Annotated in this window: 18 protein-coding genes; 8 read left to right on the plus strand and 10 right to left on the minus strand. The window is 30.5% G+C overall.

Annotated features, from left to right (window positions below; translation table 11 throughout):
* Positions 1–79 (plus strand): integrase core domain-containing protein (locus tag JK634_RS20405; RefSeq protein ID WP_243425568.1); only part of this gene is annotated, 79 nt, incomplete at its 5' end.
* 61 nt (positions 80–140) lie between these two features.
* Here the strand turns inward: JK634_RS20405 and JK634_RS05425 are convergent.
* From JK634_RS05425 to JK634_RS05445, 5 genes are all read right to left on the minus strand, one after another.
* The gene (locus JK634_RS05425; protein WP_202766619.1) at positions 141–833 is read right to left on the minus strand and encodes a response regulator transcription factor; all 693 of its coding nucleotides are present in this window, start codon (positions 831–833) and stop codon (positions 141–143) included.
* Between the two features lie 21 nt (positions 834–854).
* Positions 855–2,306 carry a sensor histidine kinase gene (locus tag JK634_RS05430; RefSeq protein WP_202766620.1) on the minus strand — a complete coding sequence of 484 codons (1,452 nt, stop codon included), beginning with the start codon at positions 2,304–2,306 and terminating at the stop codon, positions 855–857.
* A 124-nt stretch (positions 2,307–2,430) separates the two neighbouring features.
* Entirely contained in the window at positions 2,431–3,651 is a 1,221-nt protein-coding gene (locus JK634_RS05435) for an ABC transporter permease (protein ID WP_202766621.1), read from the minus strand.
* Positions 3,652–3,662: 11 nt separating this feature from the next.
* Positions 3,663–4,355, minus strand: a complete 693-nt coding sequence (locus JK634_RS05440; RefSeq protein WP_202766622.1) for an ABC transporter ATP-binding protein — start codon at positions 4,353–4,355, stop codon at positions 3,663–3,665.
* A complete protein-coding gene (locus tag JK634_RS05445) occupies positions 4,355–5,563 on the minus strand; it encodes an efflux RND transporter periplasmic adaptor subunit (protein ID WP_202766623.1) in 1,209 nt (402 codons plus the stop codon). The genes JK634_RS05440 and JK634_RS05445 overlap by 1 nt, the downstream gene beginning before the upstream one ends.
* Before the next feature lie 351 nt (positions 5,564–5,914).
* Between JK634_RS05445 and JK634_RS05450 the strand changes: the two genes are divergently transcribed.
* From JK634_RS05450 to queF, 6 genes are all read left to right on the plus strand, one after another.
* On the plus strand, positions 5,915–7,930 hold the full coding sequence (locus JK634_RS05450) for a methyl-accepting chemotaxis protein (RefSeq protein WP_202766624.1): 2,016 nt from the start codon (positions 5,915–5,917) through the stop codon (positions 7,928–7,930).
* A gap of 318 nt (positions 7,931–8,248) precedes the next feature.
* A complete protein-coding gene (locus JK634_RS05455) occupies positions 8,249–8,680 on the plus strand; it encodes a 6-pyruvoyl trahydropterin synthase family protein (RefSeq protein WP_202766625.1) in 432 nt (143 codons plus the stop codon).
* Complete coding sequence (queE, locus tag JK634_RS05460) at positions 8,681–9,343, plus strand: putative 7-carboxy-7-deazaguanine synthase QueE (protein ID WP_202766626.1); 663 nt, start codon at positions 8,681–8,683, stop codon at positions 9,341–9,343. It begins immediately after the preceding gene.
* Positions 9,344–9,346: 3 nt separating this feature from the next.
* Positions 9,347–9,937: a GTP cyclohydrolase I FolE gene (folE, locus tag JK634_RS05465; RefSeq protein ID WP_202766627.1), complete on the plus strand. Its 591-nt coding sequence runs from the start codon at positions 9,347–9,349 to the stop codon at positions 9,935–9,937.
* A gap of 18 nt (positions 9,938–9,955) precedes the next feature.
* Positions 9,956–10,612: a 7-cyano-7-deazaguanine synthase QueC gene (gene queC, locus JK634_RS05470; RefSeq protein WP_202766628.1), complete on the plus strand. Its 657-nt coding sequence runs from the start codon at positions 9,956–9,958 to the stop codon at positions 10,610–10,612.
* 12 nt (positions 10,613–10,624) lie between these two features.
* Entirely contained in the window at positions 10,625–11,134 is a 510-nt protein-coding gene (gene queF / locus JK634_RS05475; protein ID WP_202766629.1) for a preQ(1) synthase, read from the plus strand.
* A 161-nt stretch (positions 11,135–11,295) separates the two neighbouring features.
* Here the strand turns inward: queF and JK634_RS05480 are convergent, their stop codons facing one another.
* The 3 genes from JK634_RS05480 to JK634_RS05490 all read right to left on the minus strand — a co-directional run bounded on the left by JK634_RS05480 (position 11,296) and on the right by JK634_RS05490 (position 13,299).
* On the minus strand, positions 11,296–12,246 hold the full coding sequence (locus JK634_RS05480; protein ID WP_202766630.1) for an IS1 family transposase: 951 nt from the start codon (positions 12,244–12,246) through the stop codon (positions 11,296–11,298).
* A 147-nt stretch (positions 12,247–12,393) separates the two neighbouring features.
* Positions 12,394–12,864, minus strand: a complete 471-nt coding sequence (locus JK634_RS05485; protein WP_202766631.1) for a DMT family transporter — start codon at positions 12,862–12,864, stop codon at positions 12,394–12,396.
* 12 nt (positions 12,865–12,876) lie between these two features.
* Complete coding sequence (locus JK634_RS05490) at positions 12,877–13,299, minus strand: DMT family transporter (RefSeq protein ID WP_202766632.1); 423 nt, start codon at positions 13,297–13,299, stop codon at positions 12,877–12,879.
* Positions 13,300–13,405: 106 nt separating this feature from the next.
* Here JK634_RS05490 and JK634_RS05495 point away from each other — a divergent pair, with 106 nt between their 5' ends.
* The gene (locus JK634_RS05495; RefSeq protein ID WP_202766633.1) at positions 13,406–14,101 is read left to right on the plus strand and encodes a cyclic nucleotide-binding domain-containing protein; all 696 of its coding nucleotides are present in this window, start codon (positions 13,406–13,408) and stop codon (positions 14,099–14,101) included.
* A 33-nt stretch (positions 14,102–14,134) separates the two neighbouring features.
* Here the strand turns inward: JK634_RS05495 and JK634_RS05500 are convergent, their stop codons facing one another.
* Positions 14,135–15,160, minus strand: coding sequence for a DUF4179 domain-containing protein (locus tag JK634_RS05500; RefSeq protein WP_202766634.1), 1,026 nt, complete (start codon positions 15,158–15,160; stop codon positions 14,135–14,137).
* A complete protein-coding gene (locus JK634_RS05505; RefSeq protein WP_202766635.1) occupies positions 15,153–15,722 on the minus strand; it encodes a sigma-70 family RNA polymerase sigma factor in 570 nt (189 codons plus the stop codon). Before JK634_RS05505 ends, JK634_RS05500 begins: the two co-directional genes overlap by 8 nt.
* Positions 15,723–15,724 lie beyond the last annotated feature (2 nt).

Consider the following 15,724-nt stretch of genomic DNA (forward strand, 5'->3'; position numbering starts at 1 on the left):
CAACTATAGATCACAATGGAATTTAAAAAAGATGACTCCTGTTCAATACAGAAATCATCTTCTTAAGTCTGCTATATAGTCTTTTTTAAACTGTCCTTTACAAAGGGTACATTTTAACTAAAGACTAAAAGAGTTTTTTATTATTTCCCAAACCTATAACCAACACCCCATATAGTTTCTATATATTCTGGATCGGATGGGTTGAATTCTATTTTCTCTCTGATTTTTCTTATGTGCACAGTTACTGTAGCAATTCCCCCTATTGCATCTAGCCCCCATATTCTTTCAAATAGTTCTTCTTTTGAAAAAACTCTATCAGGGTTGCTTATTAAAAGAAGTAGTAAATCGAATTCCTTAGATGTAAATTCAACTTCCTTTCCATTTACATATACCTTTCTAGAGGGTTTTGCAATTGATATACCTCTAATTTCAATTATATCTTTGTTGGACACCTTATCTATATCAATTAATCTTTCATATCTTGCAATATGAGCTTTTACTCTTGCAATTAGTTCAGTAGGACTAAAAGGCTTAGTCATATAATCATCAGCTCCTAAGCCTAAACCACGCATTTTATCGACATCTTCTTTTTTGGCAGATACTATGATAATAGGAACTTCTTTTTTAGCTCTAATTTTTTTGCATATTTCAAAACCACTTATATTGGGAAGCATTAAATCTAAAATTATTAAATCATAATCTTCATTTTCAGCTTTTACAAGTCCCTTGGCTCCATTGTTTTCTATTTCAACCTGAAATCCATTTATCTCAAGATAGTCCATTTCTAATTCAGCAATACTTATATCATCCTCTATTATTAATATCTTTTTCATAGTGACCTCCATTTAATAAGTTTATTGTCCATACTTTTTTAAGGAAAAGAATATAGAAGTACCTTTACCAAGGGTGCTTTCAGCCCATATAGAACCTTCATGTTCTTCTATTATTTTTTTTGCTATAGCGAGGCCGAGTCCACTTCCTCCAATAGATGTTTCTCTAGAGGAATCTGCTCTATAGAATCTGTCAAAAATATAAGGTAAGGCTTCCGTATCTATTCCTTTACCATTGTCTCTTATTTCAATAACAGCATAATCAGAGTTTTCCGTTACAATTATGTCTATTAATAATTTATCATTAGATTTATATTTTATTGAGTTGCCAACTATATTCATAATTGTTCTCTTAACTTGATAAACATCAATATTTACTAAGATTGGAGTCGTAGGGACCTTGGAAGTTAAATTAATTAATGAATGGTCTAGATCGAAATTAATTTCTTCAACACAATCATTTATATAATTTCTTATATCAACCATTTGAAAGTTAAAAGCTTCTCTTCCTAAATCAAGCTTAGAGAATAGAAATAAATCATTGATTAAGCTATCCATATAAGTTGCTTTAGTATATATAGTTGTAATATACTTATTCATTTTCTCAGGTGTATCTGCAATGCCATCTCGTATTCCTTCAATGTATCCCTTTATAGATGTAATAGGAGTTTTTAAATCATGAGATATACTTGAGATTAGCTCTTTTCTATTTTCCTCGTATTGGTTCTGTAATTCGAGTGATTCCTTAAGTTGCATACGCATTTCTTCAAAGGAAGTTCCTACTTCTCCTATTTCATCCTTAGTTGAGATATTTATCTTATAATCTAAGTCACCTTGTTTTATTTTATTTGCTGCATTCTCTAGTTCCTTTAAAGGAATAAGTATACTTTTAGATGTAAAGTAGGTTAATATTCCATTAGTAAGAATTAGAATAATTAGAGCTGAAAGTACTACAATAATAGCATTTCTAGCAATCATATCTTTAAAATCGTCCATGTTCACAACATAAAATAAACTTCCTTGGCTGCCATCTTTAAAATAAAAATCTTGCTGACTCAAAATGTGTATGTCTTTATTACTTTTGTTAATTACATCTGATTTAAATGGAGGTAATGATGGGCTATTTATAATATCTTTTATATAGTCAGAAGAATATACTATTTCAGCATTTTTTCTTACGATTATCCCTGAATAATTAAAATCAACGCTTCTTTCTAGTTGAAGAAGGTAGTCTTTATCTAAGAATTTATCCGGATTATCAAGAAGTTGATTATTTACCTTTTTTAAAAGCTTAGTATTTGATGAAATAATCTTACCAAATATAGCTGCGCTGTTTATTGCAGTATTACCACTTAAGTTATATTTCGAACTTTCAGTAGTGTAAGACACAAAAATATTACTAATAAATATTATGAGAATAAAGGGTATAAGAAGCATAGCTATATAACTAAACTTTAATCGTGACTTAATAGACATTGTAAGATTCCTCCATTCAAATTGCTTAGAAAAATGAGCAAGACTAGATAGACTTGCTCATTAAGTTTTAGGTAAATATTATATTTATATTAGCATAAGAATATATTCATTTAAAGATATTGAATTATTCATATCTTAATGCATCTATTGGATCTAAGTTAGCTGCCTTTCTAGCTGGATAAATTCCAAAGAAAATACCAACTGCAGAGGAGAATAAAATTGCACTAATTATAACAATAGGAGACAAGGAAGGAGTTATATTAGCAAATTTTCCAATTCCGAAAGCGCCTAGGATACCTACAAGCATACCAATTATTCCCCCTAGCATGGATATTATTACAGACTCTGTTAAAAATTGAAGAAGTATTGCGCCTGTTGTAGCACCGATAGCTTTTCTTATACCTATTTCTCTTGTTCTTTCAGTTACTGAAACTAGCATTATGTTCATAACACCTATTCCACCTACTATAAGAGATATAGCAGCAACAGCTCCTATAAATGCTGTGAAAATTCCAAGTACATTATTAATTTGATCTATTTGGCTAATAGCATTCTCTGCTATATACATATCCTTGCCTCTATTATTGTGTCTGCTTTCTAGTATATTTTTTGCACCTATTCCAGCATCTTCAGTTGAGTTTTTATCAGTTGCCATAACGCTAATTCTGTCTATAGAAAATTCATTAGAATACATATTTTGAAGTAAAGTAGCAGGAACATAAAGCATTGCTGGTCTTTGGTTATTCATACCACCAAAAGAAGCCATAGGGGAAGAAGTTATCCCTATTATGGTCGCTTTTATAGGTGATTGTGAAGAACCAATTTTAATTGTCTTTCCAGTAGCATCGCTATAACCAAATAAGGTTTTAGCAGCTATTTCATCTATTATTACAACATTCTTTCCTTCTGAATATTCTCTTTCATTAAACGCTCTTCCATATAAAAACTCTAAGTTTTGAATAGTTAATCCGTCAGTATTTGTTCCAGTAATATTTGCTTTTTTATTTTCAGTGTCAGAAATTGCAACACCAGATTTTGAAACAAAAGGAGCAACATATTTTACTGTATCTACTTTGTTTTTAACTTGCTTTATATCTTCATAAGTAATACGGTCACTTTGTTCTGCTTTAGAAGAATCTATAGATATATTTACTGTTGAGGAACCGAATTTCTCAAATTCGCCTGTTATAGAGTTTTGACCACCTTGTCCAAGTGAAACTATGGTTATAACAGAACTTATACCTATAATTATTCCAAGCATTGTAAGAAAAGAGCGCATTTTATTTGAAATAATGCTATCTAAGGCCATTTTAAAGTTTTCTACTAAATTAGCTAATATGTTCATACGTGCACCCCCTATAGAATAATTCTATCCTTTACTTCATAATCATCAACTATTTCTCCATCTCTAAACCTAACTACTCTTTTAGTATGGTTTGCTATGTCAGGTTCATGAGTAACCATTATTATTGTGGCACCTTCATTATTTAGGTCTTGAAAAATCTTCATTATTTCTACTGAAGACTTAGTATCTAGGTTACCAGTAGGTTCATCAGCCATAATAACAGCAGGGGTATTAACAATAGCACGAGCTATTGCAACTCTTTGCTTTTGTCCTCCAGAAATCTCATTAGGCTTGTGTTTTATTCTATCAAGTAATCCAACCTTATCTAGTGCAGTTAGTGCTTTTTCTCTTCTTTCTTTTAGTGGTACTCCAGCATAGGCCATAGGCAATTCAACATTCTCTAGAATAGTCATTCTTGGAAGTAGATTAAATGCCTGAAATACGAACCCGATCTCCTTATTTCTAATAAAAGCTAGTTCATTATCAGTTAAATTAGAAACATTTTTACCATTAAGAATATAAGAACCTTCGTCTAATCTATCTAAACATCCTAATATATTCATCATAGTTGATTTTCCTGAACCTGAAGGACCCATTATGGAGGTGAATTCGCCTTTTTCAATTTTAAGATTTATACCCTTTAACGCTTTGAAGTTAATTTCACCATTAACATAGCTTTTAACCACATCTTTGATTTCAATCATTATTTACCATCTCCTGTAGAATCTTTAACTAGTTCTCCTGTTTTTATATCTCCACTTGGATTTAATATAACCTTGTCACCATCTTGTACACCATTAACTATTTGAGCTTCCATATCTGATTGGAGACCAAGGGTTACATCTTTTTCTGCAACTTTATTTTTCTCTACTGTGTATATAAAAGTTTTACCAGTTTTATCAGTAACAATACTTTCAGCAGGTACTTTAACAACATTATTTACTTCACCTAATAACACATCTACGTCGGTATCAAAGTCAATTTTTAGTCCATCAGGCTTATCAGTAATGTCAATTTCAACATTTAGAGTAGTGTCAGCTCCAGTAGGAGAAGCAGTTTTTGCAGCAGTAGGAGCTATGAAAGATACCTTGCCTTTTAACTCTGATTGACCATTCTTAATTACAGCATCTTGTCCTATTTTAATTTTTGAAGCATCATATTTACCAACAGACATAACAGCTTTCAAGTTATTAACATCCTGAATTGTAATAGCTGGTTGAGTAGCCATAGAGGATGTTGCACCTTCTGTTAAATTAACAGCAGTTACTATTCCATCAAAGTCAGCAATGATTGAACTCTTGCTTTTGGAAAGATTGTCCTTTGCAGTATCTAAAGATAGTTTTTGAAGAGCTATATTATTATCTGCTTGTTTTAATTGTTCATCTGAAAATGGAACCTTTAAGGAATCTTTTTTGTTCATTAGTGTTGCTTTTTGACTTTCCAATTGGGTAACTTGAGCAGCTTGTGAAGGATTGTTTTTTAATGCATTTATCTGTTTATCAATATCTGAAATCTGGTTATCAACATCTGCAACGCTGTTCTTAGCAGCATCATTGCTATTTATTTGATTTTGTTTAGTAAGTACGGCATTATCATATGCTAATTGAGCTTGTTTAACTGCTGTATTTGGGTCAGCTACATCAAATTCAGCTAAAACTTGTCCTTTTGTAACAGAGTCACCTACTTTTACATTTACTTTTTTAACTTGTCCTTGAATAGGGAAATAATCTTTACTATTCTTTGATTTTATAGTAGCTGTAGTCGAAAGATAAGCTTTAATATCTCCTTGAGAGACTGTAGCAGTTTTTACACTTACTAAATTATTTTTATTTTTTCTTCCTAAGGTACCAACAGTTATTATTCCACCAACAACAACTACAACGATAATCCAAGTAATTAATTTCTTTTTCATATAATAAATACCTCCAAAATTTTTCTGTTTTAAAACTATAGTGTTATTGTAAAGGGCAAGTATAAATCAGAATTAAAGTAATTATTAAATAATTCTAAACTAATAATAAAATATTTATAAAATGTAATATAAAAGGGTTATAAAAACAACCGTAAACCTATAAGAATTCTAGGTTTAACTGCTGAAATCAAAAAAATATATTAGGTAAAGGGTGTAATTTTCAAATTGATAATTTAATAAGGGAAATAATATTATTTACATATATTTGTAGGAATATGTAAAGAAAGTGTAATTTTTGTCGAAAAAAACATTAAACAAAAGTTTAACAATATTTATGTGGGGGTAGGATTTATGGAAGGAAAGAAGTCAAAAATCAACGTAAATGTAAATGTAAAAGAACAAAGTTTTAGACTCAAAATTACTCTATTAATAATTGCATTAGCATTAATACCTCTTATAGCATCTAATGGGTATTTAGGTGTGAAAAATGTTATGGAAGTTAAAAGCAATGTTTCGGACACCCAGCTAATGAACACAGATTTAATAACTGGGCAGAGTAATGCTGTATTGGAAAAGATACAAGGAGTAGTAAATATTGTTGCTAATTCAGAGAGTGTACAATCTATGGATTTTGATAAAGCTGATGCCTATGTTAAAGAAATGCTTAAAGAAAATTCAATACTTTCAGATGTAGGAATAGTAGGACCTAATGGAATGCAGGTTTATAATTCCTTAGGCAAAGATAAATTAGGTGATAGATCAGATAGAGATTATTTTAAAGCAGGAATGAATGGACAAGCAGGATTTTCAGACGTATTAGTTTCAAAGTCAACTAATAAGCCAATAGTTGTTTGTTATGCACCAATTAAAAAAGATAATAAAGTTATTGGTGTATTAAATGCAAATATGAGCCTTGATAAATTTAGTGATATTGTTACAGATGCAATGAAAGGACATGATGGTCAAGCATACATAGTAGATAAAACAGGAAAGGTAATAGCTCATAAAGATAAGACTCTAGTTGAAAAGATGTCTGATTATTCTAAGTTATTACCAGTTCAAAATGTTATTAAAAAACAACAAGGAACTGTTGAGTATGATAATAATGGAACTAAATTATTAGCGTCATATATTCCAATTGATATAGCAAACTGGGGGCTTGTAGTAGAAATGGATTCTGCTGCAGCTAATAAAGGAGTTACTTCATTAATTTGGACAATAGTTTCAATAGTATTTTTCATATTATTACTAGCAATTTATGTATCATATAAATTAGCTCAATATATAACAAACCCACTAGTTAACATTAAGAAAAAGATTAGTTTAGCTGCAGGTGGTAACCTAAAGGATGCACCTATAGACGGAAAGATATTAGATAGAAATGATGAATTTGGACAAATAGCTAAGGGCTTTAATGAAATGGTTGATAGCATTAGCGGACTAATTAAAGAAATTAAGGATTCTAATGATGTTATAGTTAGTTCATCAGATGCATTATCAAAAACAACAGCTCAAGTAGCTACAGCTACTGATGAAGTTGCAAATGCAGTTGAAGAAATATCAAAGACTGCAGAAGATCAAGCAAGACAAACTGAAAGTGGAGCGGCTAAAGTAAATGAATTAGCTGAAAATATAGAACTTGTAGGTACAGCAACTACTGAAATGAAAAATATTTCTGTAAATGCCCAAACAACAAGTGACAAAGGCTTACAAACAGTAGATGTATTAATTGAAAAAACAAAGGAAAACAATAAGGCTACAAAGGAAGTTAGCTTAACTATCGATGATGTAAATGATAGTGCTAATAAAATAGGAGCTATTATTGAGGCAATAGGACAAATAGCAGAACAAACCAATCTTTTAGCGTTAAATGCAGCAATAGAAGCTGCAAGAGCTGGAGAAGCTGGCAAAGGCTTTGCAGTAGTAGCAGAAGAAGTTAGAACATTATCAGAACAATCCTCAGAATCAGCCAATGAGATAAGCGCATTAATTTATGAAGTTCAGAAACAAGCCAAGACTGCAGTGGATATGATGAGATCTGCAGAAAAAGTTGTAAGTGAACAAAATGAAGCAGTTAAGGAGACTGGAGAACTATTTAAAAAGATCTCTAGTTTAATACAAGAATTAACTTCTAAAATGAATGAAATTGATAGATATAGCAATATAATGGATAGCAGAAAAGATGAAATTGTAAATGTAATTACGAATATAGCTGCGGCATCAGAAGAATCAGCTGCATCAACTCAAGAAGTTGCAGCATCAACAGAAGAACAACTAAGTGCAATGGAAGAAATTGAAGCAAATACAAGTAGCTTAAGTGCTTTAGCGAAGAAATTAGAAGAAGCTATAGATAAGTTTAATATTTAATTTTAATATTTAATTATTGGAGTCATAATTTATTGGCTCCAATATTCTTTTATATGTTAATTTATACCGTTGATTAATTATGGATTTTCTGGTATAACTAATTTAAAACTTAATAGGACAGTTCGTAAGCTTCCTGTCGTAAAATAAAACTAGGCGATTACTATTTATATGAACAAAATAGTTATTTTTGACGTGTTTAAAGTGGAAAAGCTCTCCTCATACTCTGTATGAAGTAGAAGTTTCCACTTTTTTTGTACATATTATTTGGGCGCCCTTGCGCCCTTTTTTATTTGTAAAAATTAATATTTGGAGGATTTTATGTTTATTTTAAAAAGTGAAATTGGATTTGATTCATCGCATTATTTGGGAGGATACAATGGCAAGTGTGCCAATATACATGGACATAGATATAGATTAGTTATAAAAGTTAAAGGAAATAAATTAAAGGAATCTGGTACAAACCGTGCAATGGTTGAAGATTTCAATTATATAAAGGTAGCACTTAAGGAGATTCATGACTTATTCGATCATAAGTTAATTATAGAAGACGATGAAATTGGTAGAGATTTAATCAAACGATTAGAAGGAACACCACAAAATTTTGAATATGTTTTAGTTCCCTATAGACCTACAGCTGAAGAAATGTCTAGAGATATTTTTAATAAGATAAAGGAAAAAGGAATAGATATTTATGAAGTTGAGCTTTTTGAAACGCCTACTAATAGCTGTATCTATAGGGAGGATGAGTAGATGTTATATAACGTAATTGAAAAGTTCTTATCAATTGATGGAGAAGGACCAACGGCTGGAGAGCTTGCGACATTTATAAGATTTGGAGGATGTAACCTTGCTTGTTCATGGTGTGATACAGCTTATTCCATTCCTAAGTCAGTAAAAGGAGAACCTCTAACGAAAGAGGATATATACAAATACATAAAAGACAATGGAACTAAAAATGTAACCTTAACAGGGGGAGAACCTTTAATTCAAGAAGGTATAGAAGAACTTATAGATTTTTTATCAAAGGATAAAGAATTGTTAATTCACATAGAGACAAATGGCTCAATACCAGTTTATAAATATGAAAAAATAGATAATGTAATTTTTATATTAGACTATAAGTTGCCAAGTAGTAACATGGAACAAAAGATGGACACTAAGAATTATGAAAATCTTAGAGATATAGACGTATGCAAGTTTGTTATAGAATCAATGGAAGATCTACAAAAAGCTAAGGAAGTAATAGAGAAATATAAGTTAAGTGAAAAGTGTTTAGTTTATTTTAGTCCAATAACTACAAAAATTAAGCCGGTAGAAATAGTGGAATTCATGAAAGTAAATAAGATGAATAACATAAGATTACAGATTCAATTACATAAGATAATATGGTCACCAGAAACTAGGGGGGTTTAGAATATGAAGAAGGAAATAGATAAAAAGTCTATTGAGAGAAATATAAGAGAAATTCTTATTGCCCTAGGAGATGATCCTGACAGAGAAGGATTAAAGGATACTCCAAAGAGAGTGGCAAAAATGTTTGAAGAAGTTTTCGAAGGTATGCTTTATTCCAACGAAGAGATAGCTGAAAAGTTCGGAGTTACATTTGAGGAAGAGGATTTTGCACTTGAGAAGCATAAAAACATGGTTATTGTAAAAGATATTCCTATATTTAGCTACTGTGAGCATCACATTGCACTTATGTACAATATGAAGGTGTCAGTAGGATATATACCAAATGAAAAGGTAATTGGGCTTAGTAAAATTGCAAGAATTGCAGAGATGGTTGGGAAAAGACTTCAGCTTCAAGAGAGAATAGCCATGGATGTTGCGGATGTTATTGAAATGGCCACAGATTCAAAGGATATTGCAGTAATTGTAGAAGGTGAACATAGTTGTATGACTTCCAGAGGAGTTAAAAAGCCTGGTTCAGTCACTAAAACAACAGTATTTAGAGGAGAATTTGATAAGAAAGATAGTTTAAGACAAGAATTTTTATTATTACTTTAGTAAAGGAGATAAGAGAAGATGAGAAATGAGAAAGCAGTAGTAGTTTTTAGCGGTGGACAAGATTCCACAACTTGTTTATTTTGGGCAAAGAAGCAGTTTAAAGAGGTAATTGCAGTTTCTTTTGATTATAATCAAAAGCATTCTTTAGAGCTTGAATGTGCAAAAAAAATAGCAAAGGAATTAGAGGTAGAGCATCATATTTTAGATATGAAGCTATTAGGACAGCTAGCTCCAAATGCGTTAACTAGAAGTGATATAGAAATAAAAGCAGGAGAAGAAGGAGAACTTCCTACTACTTTTGTTGATGGAAGAAACATGTTATTCTTAACCTTCGCAGCAGTTTTTGCAAAGCAAAAGGGTGCACGCCATTTAATTACAGGAGTATGTGAAACAGATTTTAGTGGATATCCTGATTGCAGAGACATCTTTATTAAATCATTAAATGTAACCTTAAACCTTGCAATGGACTATCAATTTGTAATTCACACTCCAATCATGTGGATTAATAAAGAAGAAACTTGGAAGATGGCAGATGAAATGGGAGCATTAGAATATATAAGAGAAAAAACATTAACTTGTTACAATGGAATAATTGGAGATGGTTGTGGAGAATGTCCATCTTGTAAGCTTAGAAAAAGAGGCTTAGAGGATTATTTAAATTCAAAAAATAAGTAGGAGGATTGACTTATGGAAAAACAATTTGAAGGCAGAAGTAAAGAAGAACTAGAAGGAATTAGTTTACTTGGAAATCAAGGAACAAAATATAAAACACAATATGATCCAAGTATTTTAGAAGTATTTGATAACAAACATCCAGATAATGATTATTTTGTAAAGTTTAATTGCCCAGAGTTCACAAGTCTTTGTCCTATGACTGGTCAACCAGATTTTGCAACAATATATATAAGCTATATACCTGGTCAAAAAATGGTGGAGAGTAAATCTTTAAAATTATATTTATTTAGCTTCAGAAATCATGGTGATTTTCATGAAGATTGCGTAAATGTAATAATGAAAGATTTAATTAAGATAATGGATCCAAAGTACATAGAAGTTTGGGGCAAGTTCACACCAAGAGGTGGAATAAGCATAGACCCATATTGCAATTATGGCAAAAAAGGTACAATGTTTGAAGAAATGGCTAAGAATCGTCTATTCCAACATGATATGTACCCAGAAAAAATAGATAATAGATAATTAAGTTTAGAATCTCTGATAATTATTTGTAATTTCAGGGGTTCTTTATTTATCCAACTAATTTCTCATGTTTGGCTCTATGCAAATCTGTTCGAGTTAAGTGTTGATAAAATTGGATTTTACTGCCTTATGAGTAAAGGAGTAAAGCATAATTAACATCTTTAAGAGGCCTTCAAAACACCATCAAATTGGATTTTATTGAAGCTGCTAATTTTCAGCTGCCTTACACCAAATAAAAGCTTATTAAATATTTCTTTTACTAAGTTTTTAACATCAGTAGATTTCAAAATAAATAAGTTAATATAGTAACTTAAATACTTACTAGCTACACCAGAATAAACATATAGGAAACGCTTGAAATCTATAGATTGTTTTCTAGCATTACCTAAATTCACATCATCCCTCAAATATGATAGACTTCCATACATTGAAAGTTGAAGATTATTATCTTTTGCAAACCTAATGTACAGAGGGTTTCTAGGCGTTCCAAGAATTTTACCATTCTTAATAATGGGAGCAAGAATGTCATCTAAGATTTCTCTTGTAACTACATTTTTACATGAGGGTTTAAAGAATGAATTATTAAATGAATCCTTAGAACTCAATATTAGTATAGAATCTCTTTCATTAAGTGGAGGTAGTAGCTTTTTTGAATGATTTCCTTTGAAGTTTTCTTTCAATTTTAGTTCGTGTAATTCTATAACATTTGAGAGAAAGGGACTTTCTAATTCCTCACCAACTACGCTTAAGATTTTATGTCTCCAATAGAAACTTGTGCTTAAATTAATACCAAGTAATCTTGAAGTATCTCTAAGCGGTAGGTTTTCTTTAATACAAAATATATATTTTATCCAAGTTTCTAGAGGCTTTTTACTATACATAAATGGAGACCCCGTTGTTTCTGAAAAACTCTTTCCACAGGATTTACAAATATATCGTTGCTTCTTAAGCTTTGTTTTACCATTTCTATTTATACATTTACTATTACATTTAGGACATTCATGTGGAAATTTTGGCTTAATACTTTTCATGATTTTATTAATTTGAACTTCAGTAAAAATATCTTCAGATTTTAGAAACATTTTTTTGAAATATGTAGCTAAGTGATTCAAATAAATCATCTCCTAAGATTATGTATTTGAATTCTTGCCATAAATCATTTGGGTTAGTCAATAAAAGTATATTTAAGAGGATATGCACCATCAACACTTAATGCAAACACTTTTGTATGAAGTGGAATTCACAATAATACCTGAATATTATTCTACGGAGCTTGTACTAACATTCCCATCAATTTCTGACCTCTTGTCTACAAATAAGTTATAAGCAAGTCCTATAAGAACTAAGATACCACCTACAAATTTTCCTGTAGATAATATATTTAATGAGAAGTAATCAATGATTATTCCTCCAAGTAATTGCCCTACAAATGTAAATAAAGTTAAATAAAAAGCAGACATTTTAGGTGTTATATAGCTTGAAAAAGCAACAAATAACACTCCTAGAAAACCTCCAAGATAGGCTTGGAAGGGAATATTCCCTGAAAAAATAGCATTTGTATTAGATCCATAGTTGCTTATAACAAGTATAATTGTTGAAAAGCTTAGTCCAGTTAAGTAGTTGAAAAAAGTTCCTTGAAAAAGACCAATTTTTTTAGACAAATTGGAGTTTATAACTCTTGAGATAACTATCGAAACCCCAGCTAAAACTGAAAGAAGTATATATAACATAAAAAACCTCCATTAATAAACTGTCATTATAAATATTCCTAAAGCAATAATTATAAATCCAATAATTTTTTTCTTTTCAAACTTTACCACATTGGTGCCCATAAAACCAAAATGGTCAAATATTATTGAAGTTAAGGATTGTCCTAACAATCCTAAAGCTAAAGTTAAAGCAACACCAAGATTTAAAACACTTACGTTATTAAAAAGTACAGTAAATACTCCAATAACTCCAGCGCAATAAAGATATAGGGGAGTGCCTTTTTGAAGTTTAAACTTTGCTTTGTTAACTAAAAGAATAATGCAAATAGAGATAAGTCCAACTAAGTGTATAATTACACTTGCAGTATAGTTTCCAGTTAGATTCCCTAAGGTTCCATTAAAAAGAATCATTATAGATGCTAGGATACCAAATAATGTAGCGTATAAATTATTCATATTGTTCCTCCTTAATTTATAACTATAATTTATCATGGTATTATTGAAAATAAGTAGGACATATGTCATATTAAAAGAAAGAATATTTTCATTAAGGGAGTAAACTATGATAAAAATAGAAGACCATAAAAAACTAGATAAATTAATACATAAATATAAAATTAATAAAATATTTTCTAAGGATATGAGACGATATATGGAACTTATACTCTTTACAAAAGGGGAGTATATTTGTAGAGAAGGAGAAGAATTCACAAGTATATATCTATTTATATCAGGAAAAGCGAAAGTATTTACAACACTAAGTAACGGAAAGTCTTTGCTACTTAGCTTTTGCGAGGATTTTGCAGTACTTGGTGACTTGGAATTATTTAACTCTATAGGGGCATCCACAAATGTACAGATTATATCAGATACTTATTGCATAAGGATTCCACTAAACAAGGCAAAAGAGGATTTGTTAAATGATGTGAATTTCTTAAGATTTGCATGTGAATCCTTAAGTGAAAAATTACATGTTTCCTCTAAAAAAAGTTCAGTTAATTTGCTTTACCCACTAGAAAATAGGCTTGCAAGATATATATTTGAGACTAAAGAAACGGCTAACATAAATGGAGAAGACATACTCAAATTTCAAGAAAATCTTACAGAAATAGCAGAGCTTTTAGGGACAAGTTATAGGCATTTACATAGAACCCTAAATATTTTATGTAATAAGGGAGTTATAAAAAAGAAAAATACTTATTATGAAGTTATAGATGGAGAACTGCTAGAGAGTCTTTCCTCTGATGTATATAAATAAAAGCCAGGCAAATAAGCCTGGCTTTATTTATATTTAGTTTAGAGGAACAGTTTTATCTAATAATATTATATCCTTTAAATCTTTAGGATCACGAGAATTAGCTGCTTTAAGTGGTCCATTATAAATTACAATTCTAATACTCTTAGTGTCTTTACTTGGAGTAGCGAATAAAGATGTTTCTACACCATTCTCAATGCTACTATGATCAAATTTTAATTCATTTCCTTTATCATCATATATTCTCTTGTCATAAATTGTTTCAAAATCATCTTTTGAGTGAGCAGTTTTAAGCATTGTCTGAAATGGAGTAATAGAAATAGATTCAATCTTTTGACCATTTGCTTCAGCATCGGAAATAGGAATATTCTTATTAAGAGATTTATCCACCTTAACAGGAACTTTAAATGCCCATGTACCCCTCAAAAGTTGATCTTTCTCTAAATCTTGAGTTCCTATCCTAGATAGTTTTACTTGAAAATCAAAACTATCTGGGATAGATGTGTCTAAGGAATCTAGATTATATTTTTCCACTCCTATAAAGGTGTGCTCGTCTAGGAATTTTCCTTCAAGGCCGGCAACGCCAGAGGCATCTAGTTCTTTATTTGAAAAACTTACTTTTTCATATGCTGCAGAATACATTAGTTGATCCATTGTAAGTGACTTGTCGCCCAAATTAAACTTGGTTTGACTTTCTACTTTATAAGTTACATATAGAGACTGGCCATCGCAAAGAATATCTGACATAGTTATTTTAATTCCATTAGAAACAGCCGATTTATTTACAGAAGTAGAATATTCGGAATAGTTTCCAGGGAAATATATATTTTTTTCGATAGATTCAAAAACACTTCCTACTATAGGGAGTTTGGCAGCAAAAGCTGGGTTACTATAACCAAGGGTAAATAATACAGCAAAGCTTGCTGAAACAGCAATGGAAGCAATTTTTATCTTTTTAGGTTTTCTTAATTTTTTATCGTTAACTGCTTTTAAAACAGCATTTTCTATAGTTGAATCTATACCATCAGGTATTTGTATATTATTAAAATTTTCATTAATCATCTAAGTATCCCTCCATCAATATTTTACTTAAATTTTCTTTTGATCTTCTTAGATAAGTCTTAACTGTATTCAGAGGTATATCCATAATAGAAGAAATGTCCTCTATGGATAAATCATTGAAATATTTAAGGATTATAACAGTCTTATAATTTTCTCTAAGCAAATCAATGGCATTATACAAATCGAGTTTTTCCTCTATGGAAACATTTGATGTTGGTTCTTTAAGTACCATAGTGTCATCAATATATGAAATATTCTCATTTCTTCTTAAGTACTTAATAGCTGTATTAATCAATATTCTAGTAATCCACGTTTTAAAGTATTGTGGGTTTCTTAGAGTTTTTATGTTAAGAAATGCATTATAAGTACATTCGTGCAAAACCTCTAAAGCACTTTCTTCACTCTTAACATAAGCATAGGCAGTTCTATAAAGATAGCCTTTGTAAACTTTCATAGTTTCAATAAATGCAGAAGAATCTCCCTTAACTGCTTTTTTTATAAGTTTTAGCTCAAGAGCATTTTTATCAGTTTCTTTAACGTTAAGCTCAATTAAGTTTTCCATAG

Origin of the sequence: Clostridium paridis (assembly GCF_016765615.1) — a bacterium.
Lineage (GTDB): Bacteria > Bacillota > Clostridia > Clostridiales > Clostridiaceae > Clostridium_T > Clostridium_T paridis.

Excerpts from the sequence above, each read along its gene's own strand:
- JK634_RS05425 (WP_202766619.1), bottom strand. The coding sequence starts at position 833 with ATGAAAAAGATATTAATAATAGAGGATGATATAAGTATTGCTGAATTA.
- JK634_RS05430 (WP_202766620.1), bottom strand. The coding sequence starts at position 2,306 with ATGTCTATTAAGTCACGATTAAAGTTTAGTTATATAGCTATGCTTCTT.
- JK634_RS05435 (WP_202766621.1), bottom strand. The coding sequence starts at position 3,651 with ATGAACATATTAGCTAATTTAGTAGAAAACTTTAAAATGGCCTTAGAT.
- JK634_RS05440 (WP_202766622.1), bottom strand. The coding sequence starts at position 4,355 with ATGATTGAAATCAAAGATGTGGTTAAAAGCTATGTTAATGGTGAAATT.
- JK634_RS05445 (WP_202766623.1), bottom strand. The coding sequence starts at position 5,563 with ATGAAAAAGAAATTAATTACTTGGATTATCGTTGTAGTTGTTGTTGGT.
- JK634_RS05450 (WP_202766624.1), top strand. The coding sequence starts at position 5,915 with ATGGAAGGAAAGAAGTCAAAAATCAACGTAAATGTAAATGTAAAAGAA.
- JK634_RS05455 (WP_202766625.1), top strand. The coding sequence starts at position 8,249 with ATGTTTATTTTAAAAAGTGAAATTGGATTTGATTCATCGCATTATTTG.
- queE (WP_202766626.1), top strand. The coding sequence starts at position 8,681 with ATGTTATATAACGTAATTGAAAAGTTCTTATCAATTGATGGAGAAGGA.
- folE (WP_202766627.1), top strand. The coding sequence starts at position 9,347 with ATGAAGAAGGAAATAGATAAAAAGTCTATTGAGAGAAATATAAGAGAA.
- queC (WP_202766628.1), top strand. The coding sequence starts at position 9,956 with ATGAGAAATGAGAAAGCAGTAGTAGTTTTTAGCGGTGGACAAGATTCC.
- queF (WP_202766629.1), top strand. The coding sequence starts at position 10,625 with ATGGAAAAACAATTTGAAGGCAGAAGTAAAGAAGAACTAGAAGGAATT.
- JK634_RS05485 (WP_202766631.1), bottom strand. The coding sequence starts at position 12,864 with ATGTTATATATACTTCTTTCAGTTTTAGCTGGGGTTTCGATAGTTATC.
- JK634_RS05490 (WP_202766632.1), bottom strand. The coding sequence starts at position 13,299 with ATGAATAATTTATACGCTACATTATTTGGTATCCTAGCATCTATAATG.
- JK634_RS05495 (WP_202766633.1), top strand. The coding sequence starts at position 13,406 with ATGATAAAAATAGAAGACCATAAAAAACTAGATAAATTAATACATAAA.
- JK634_RS05500 (WP_202766634.1), bottom strand. The coding sequence starts at position 15,160 with ATGATTAATGAAAATTTTAATAATATACAAATACCTGATGGTATAGAT.
- JK634_RS05505 (WP_202766635.1), bottom strand. The coding sequence starts at position 15,722 with ATGGAAAACTTAATTGAGCTTAACGTTAAAGAAACTGATAAAAATGCT.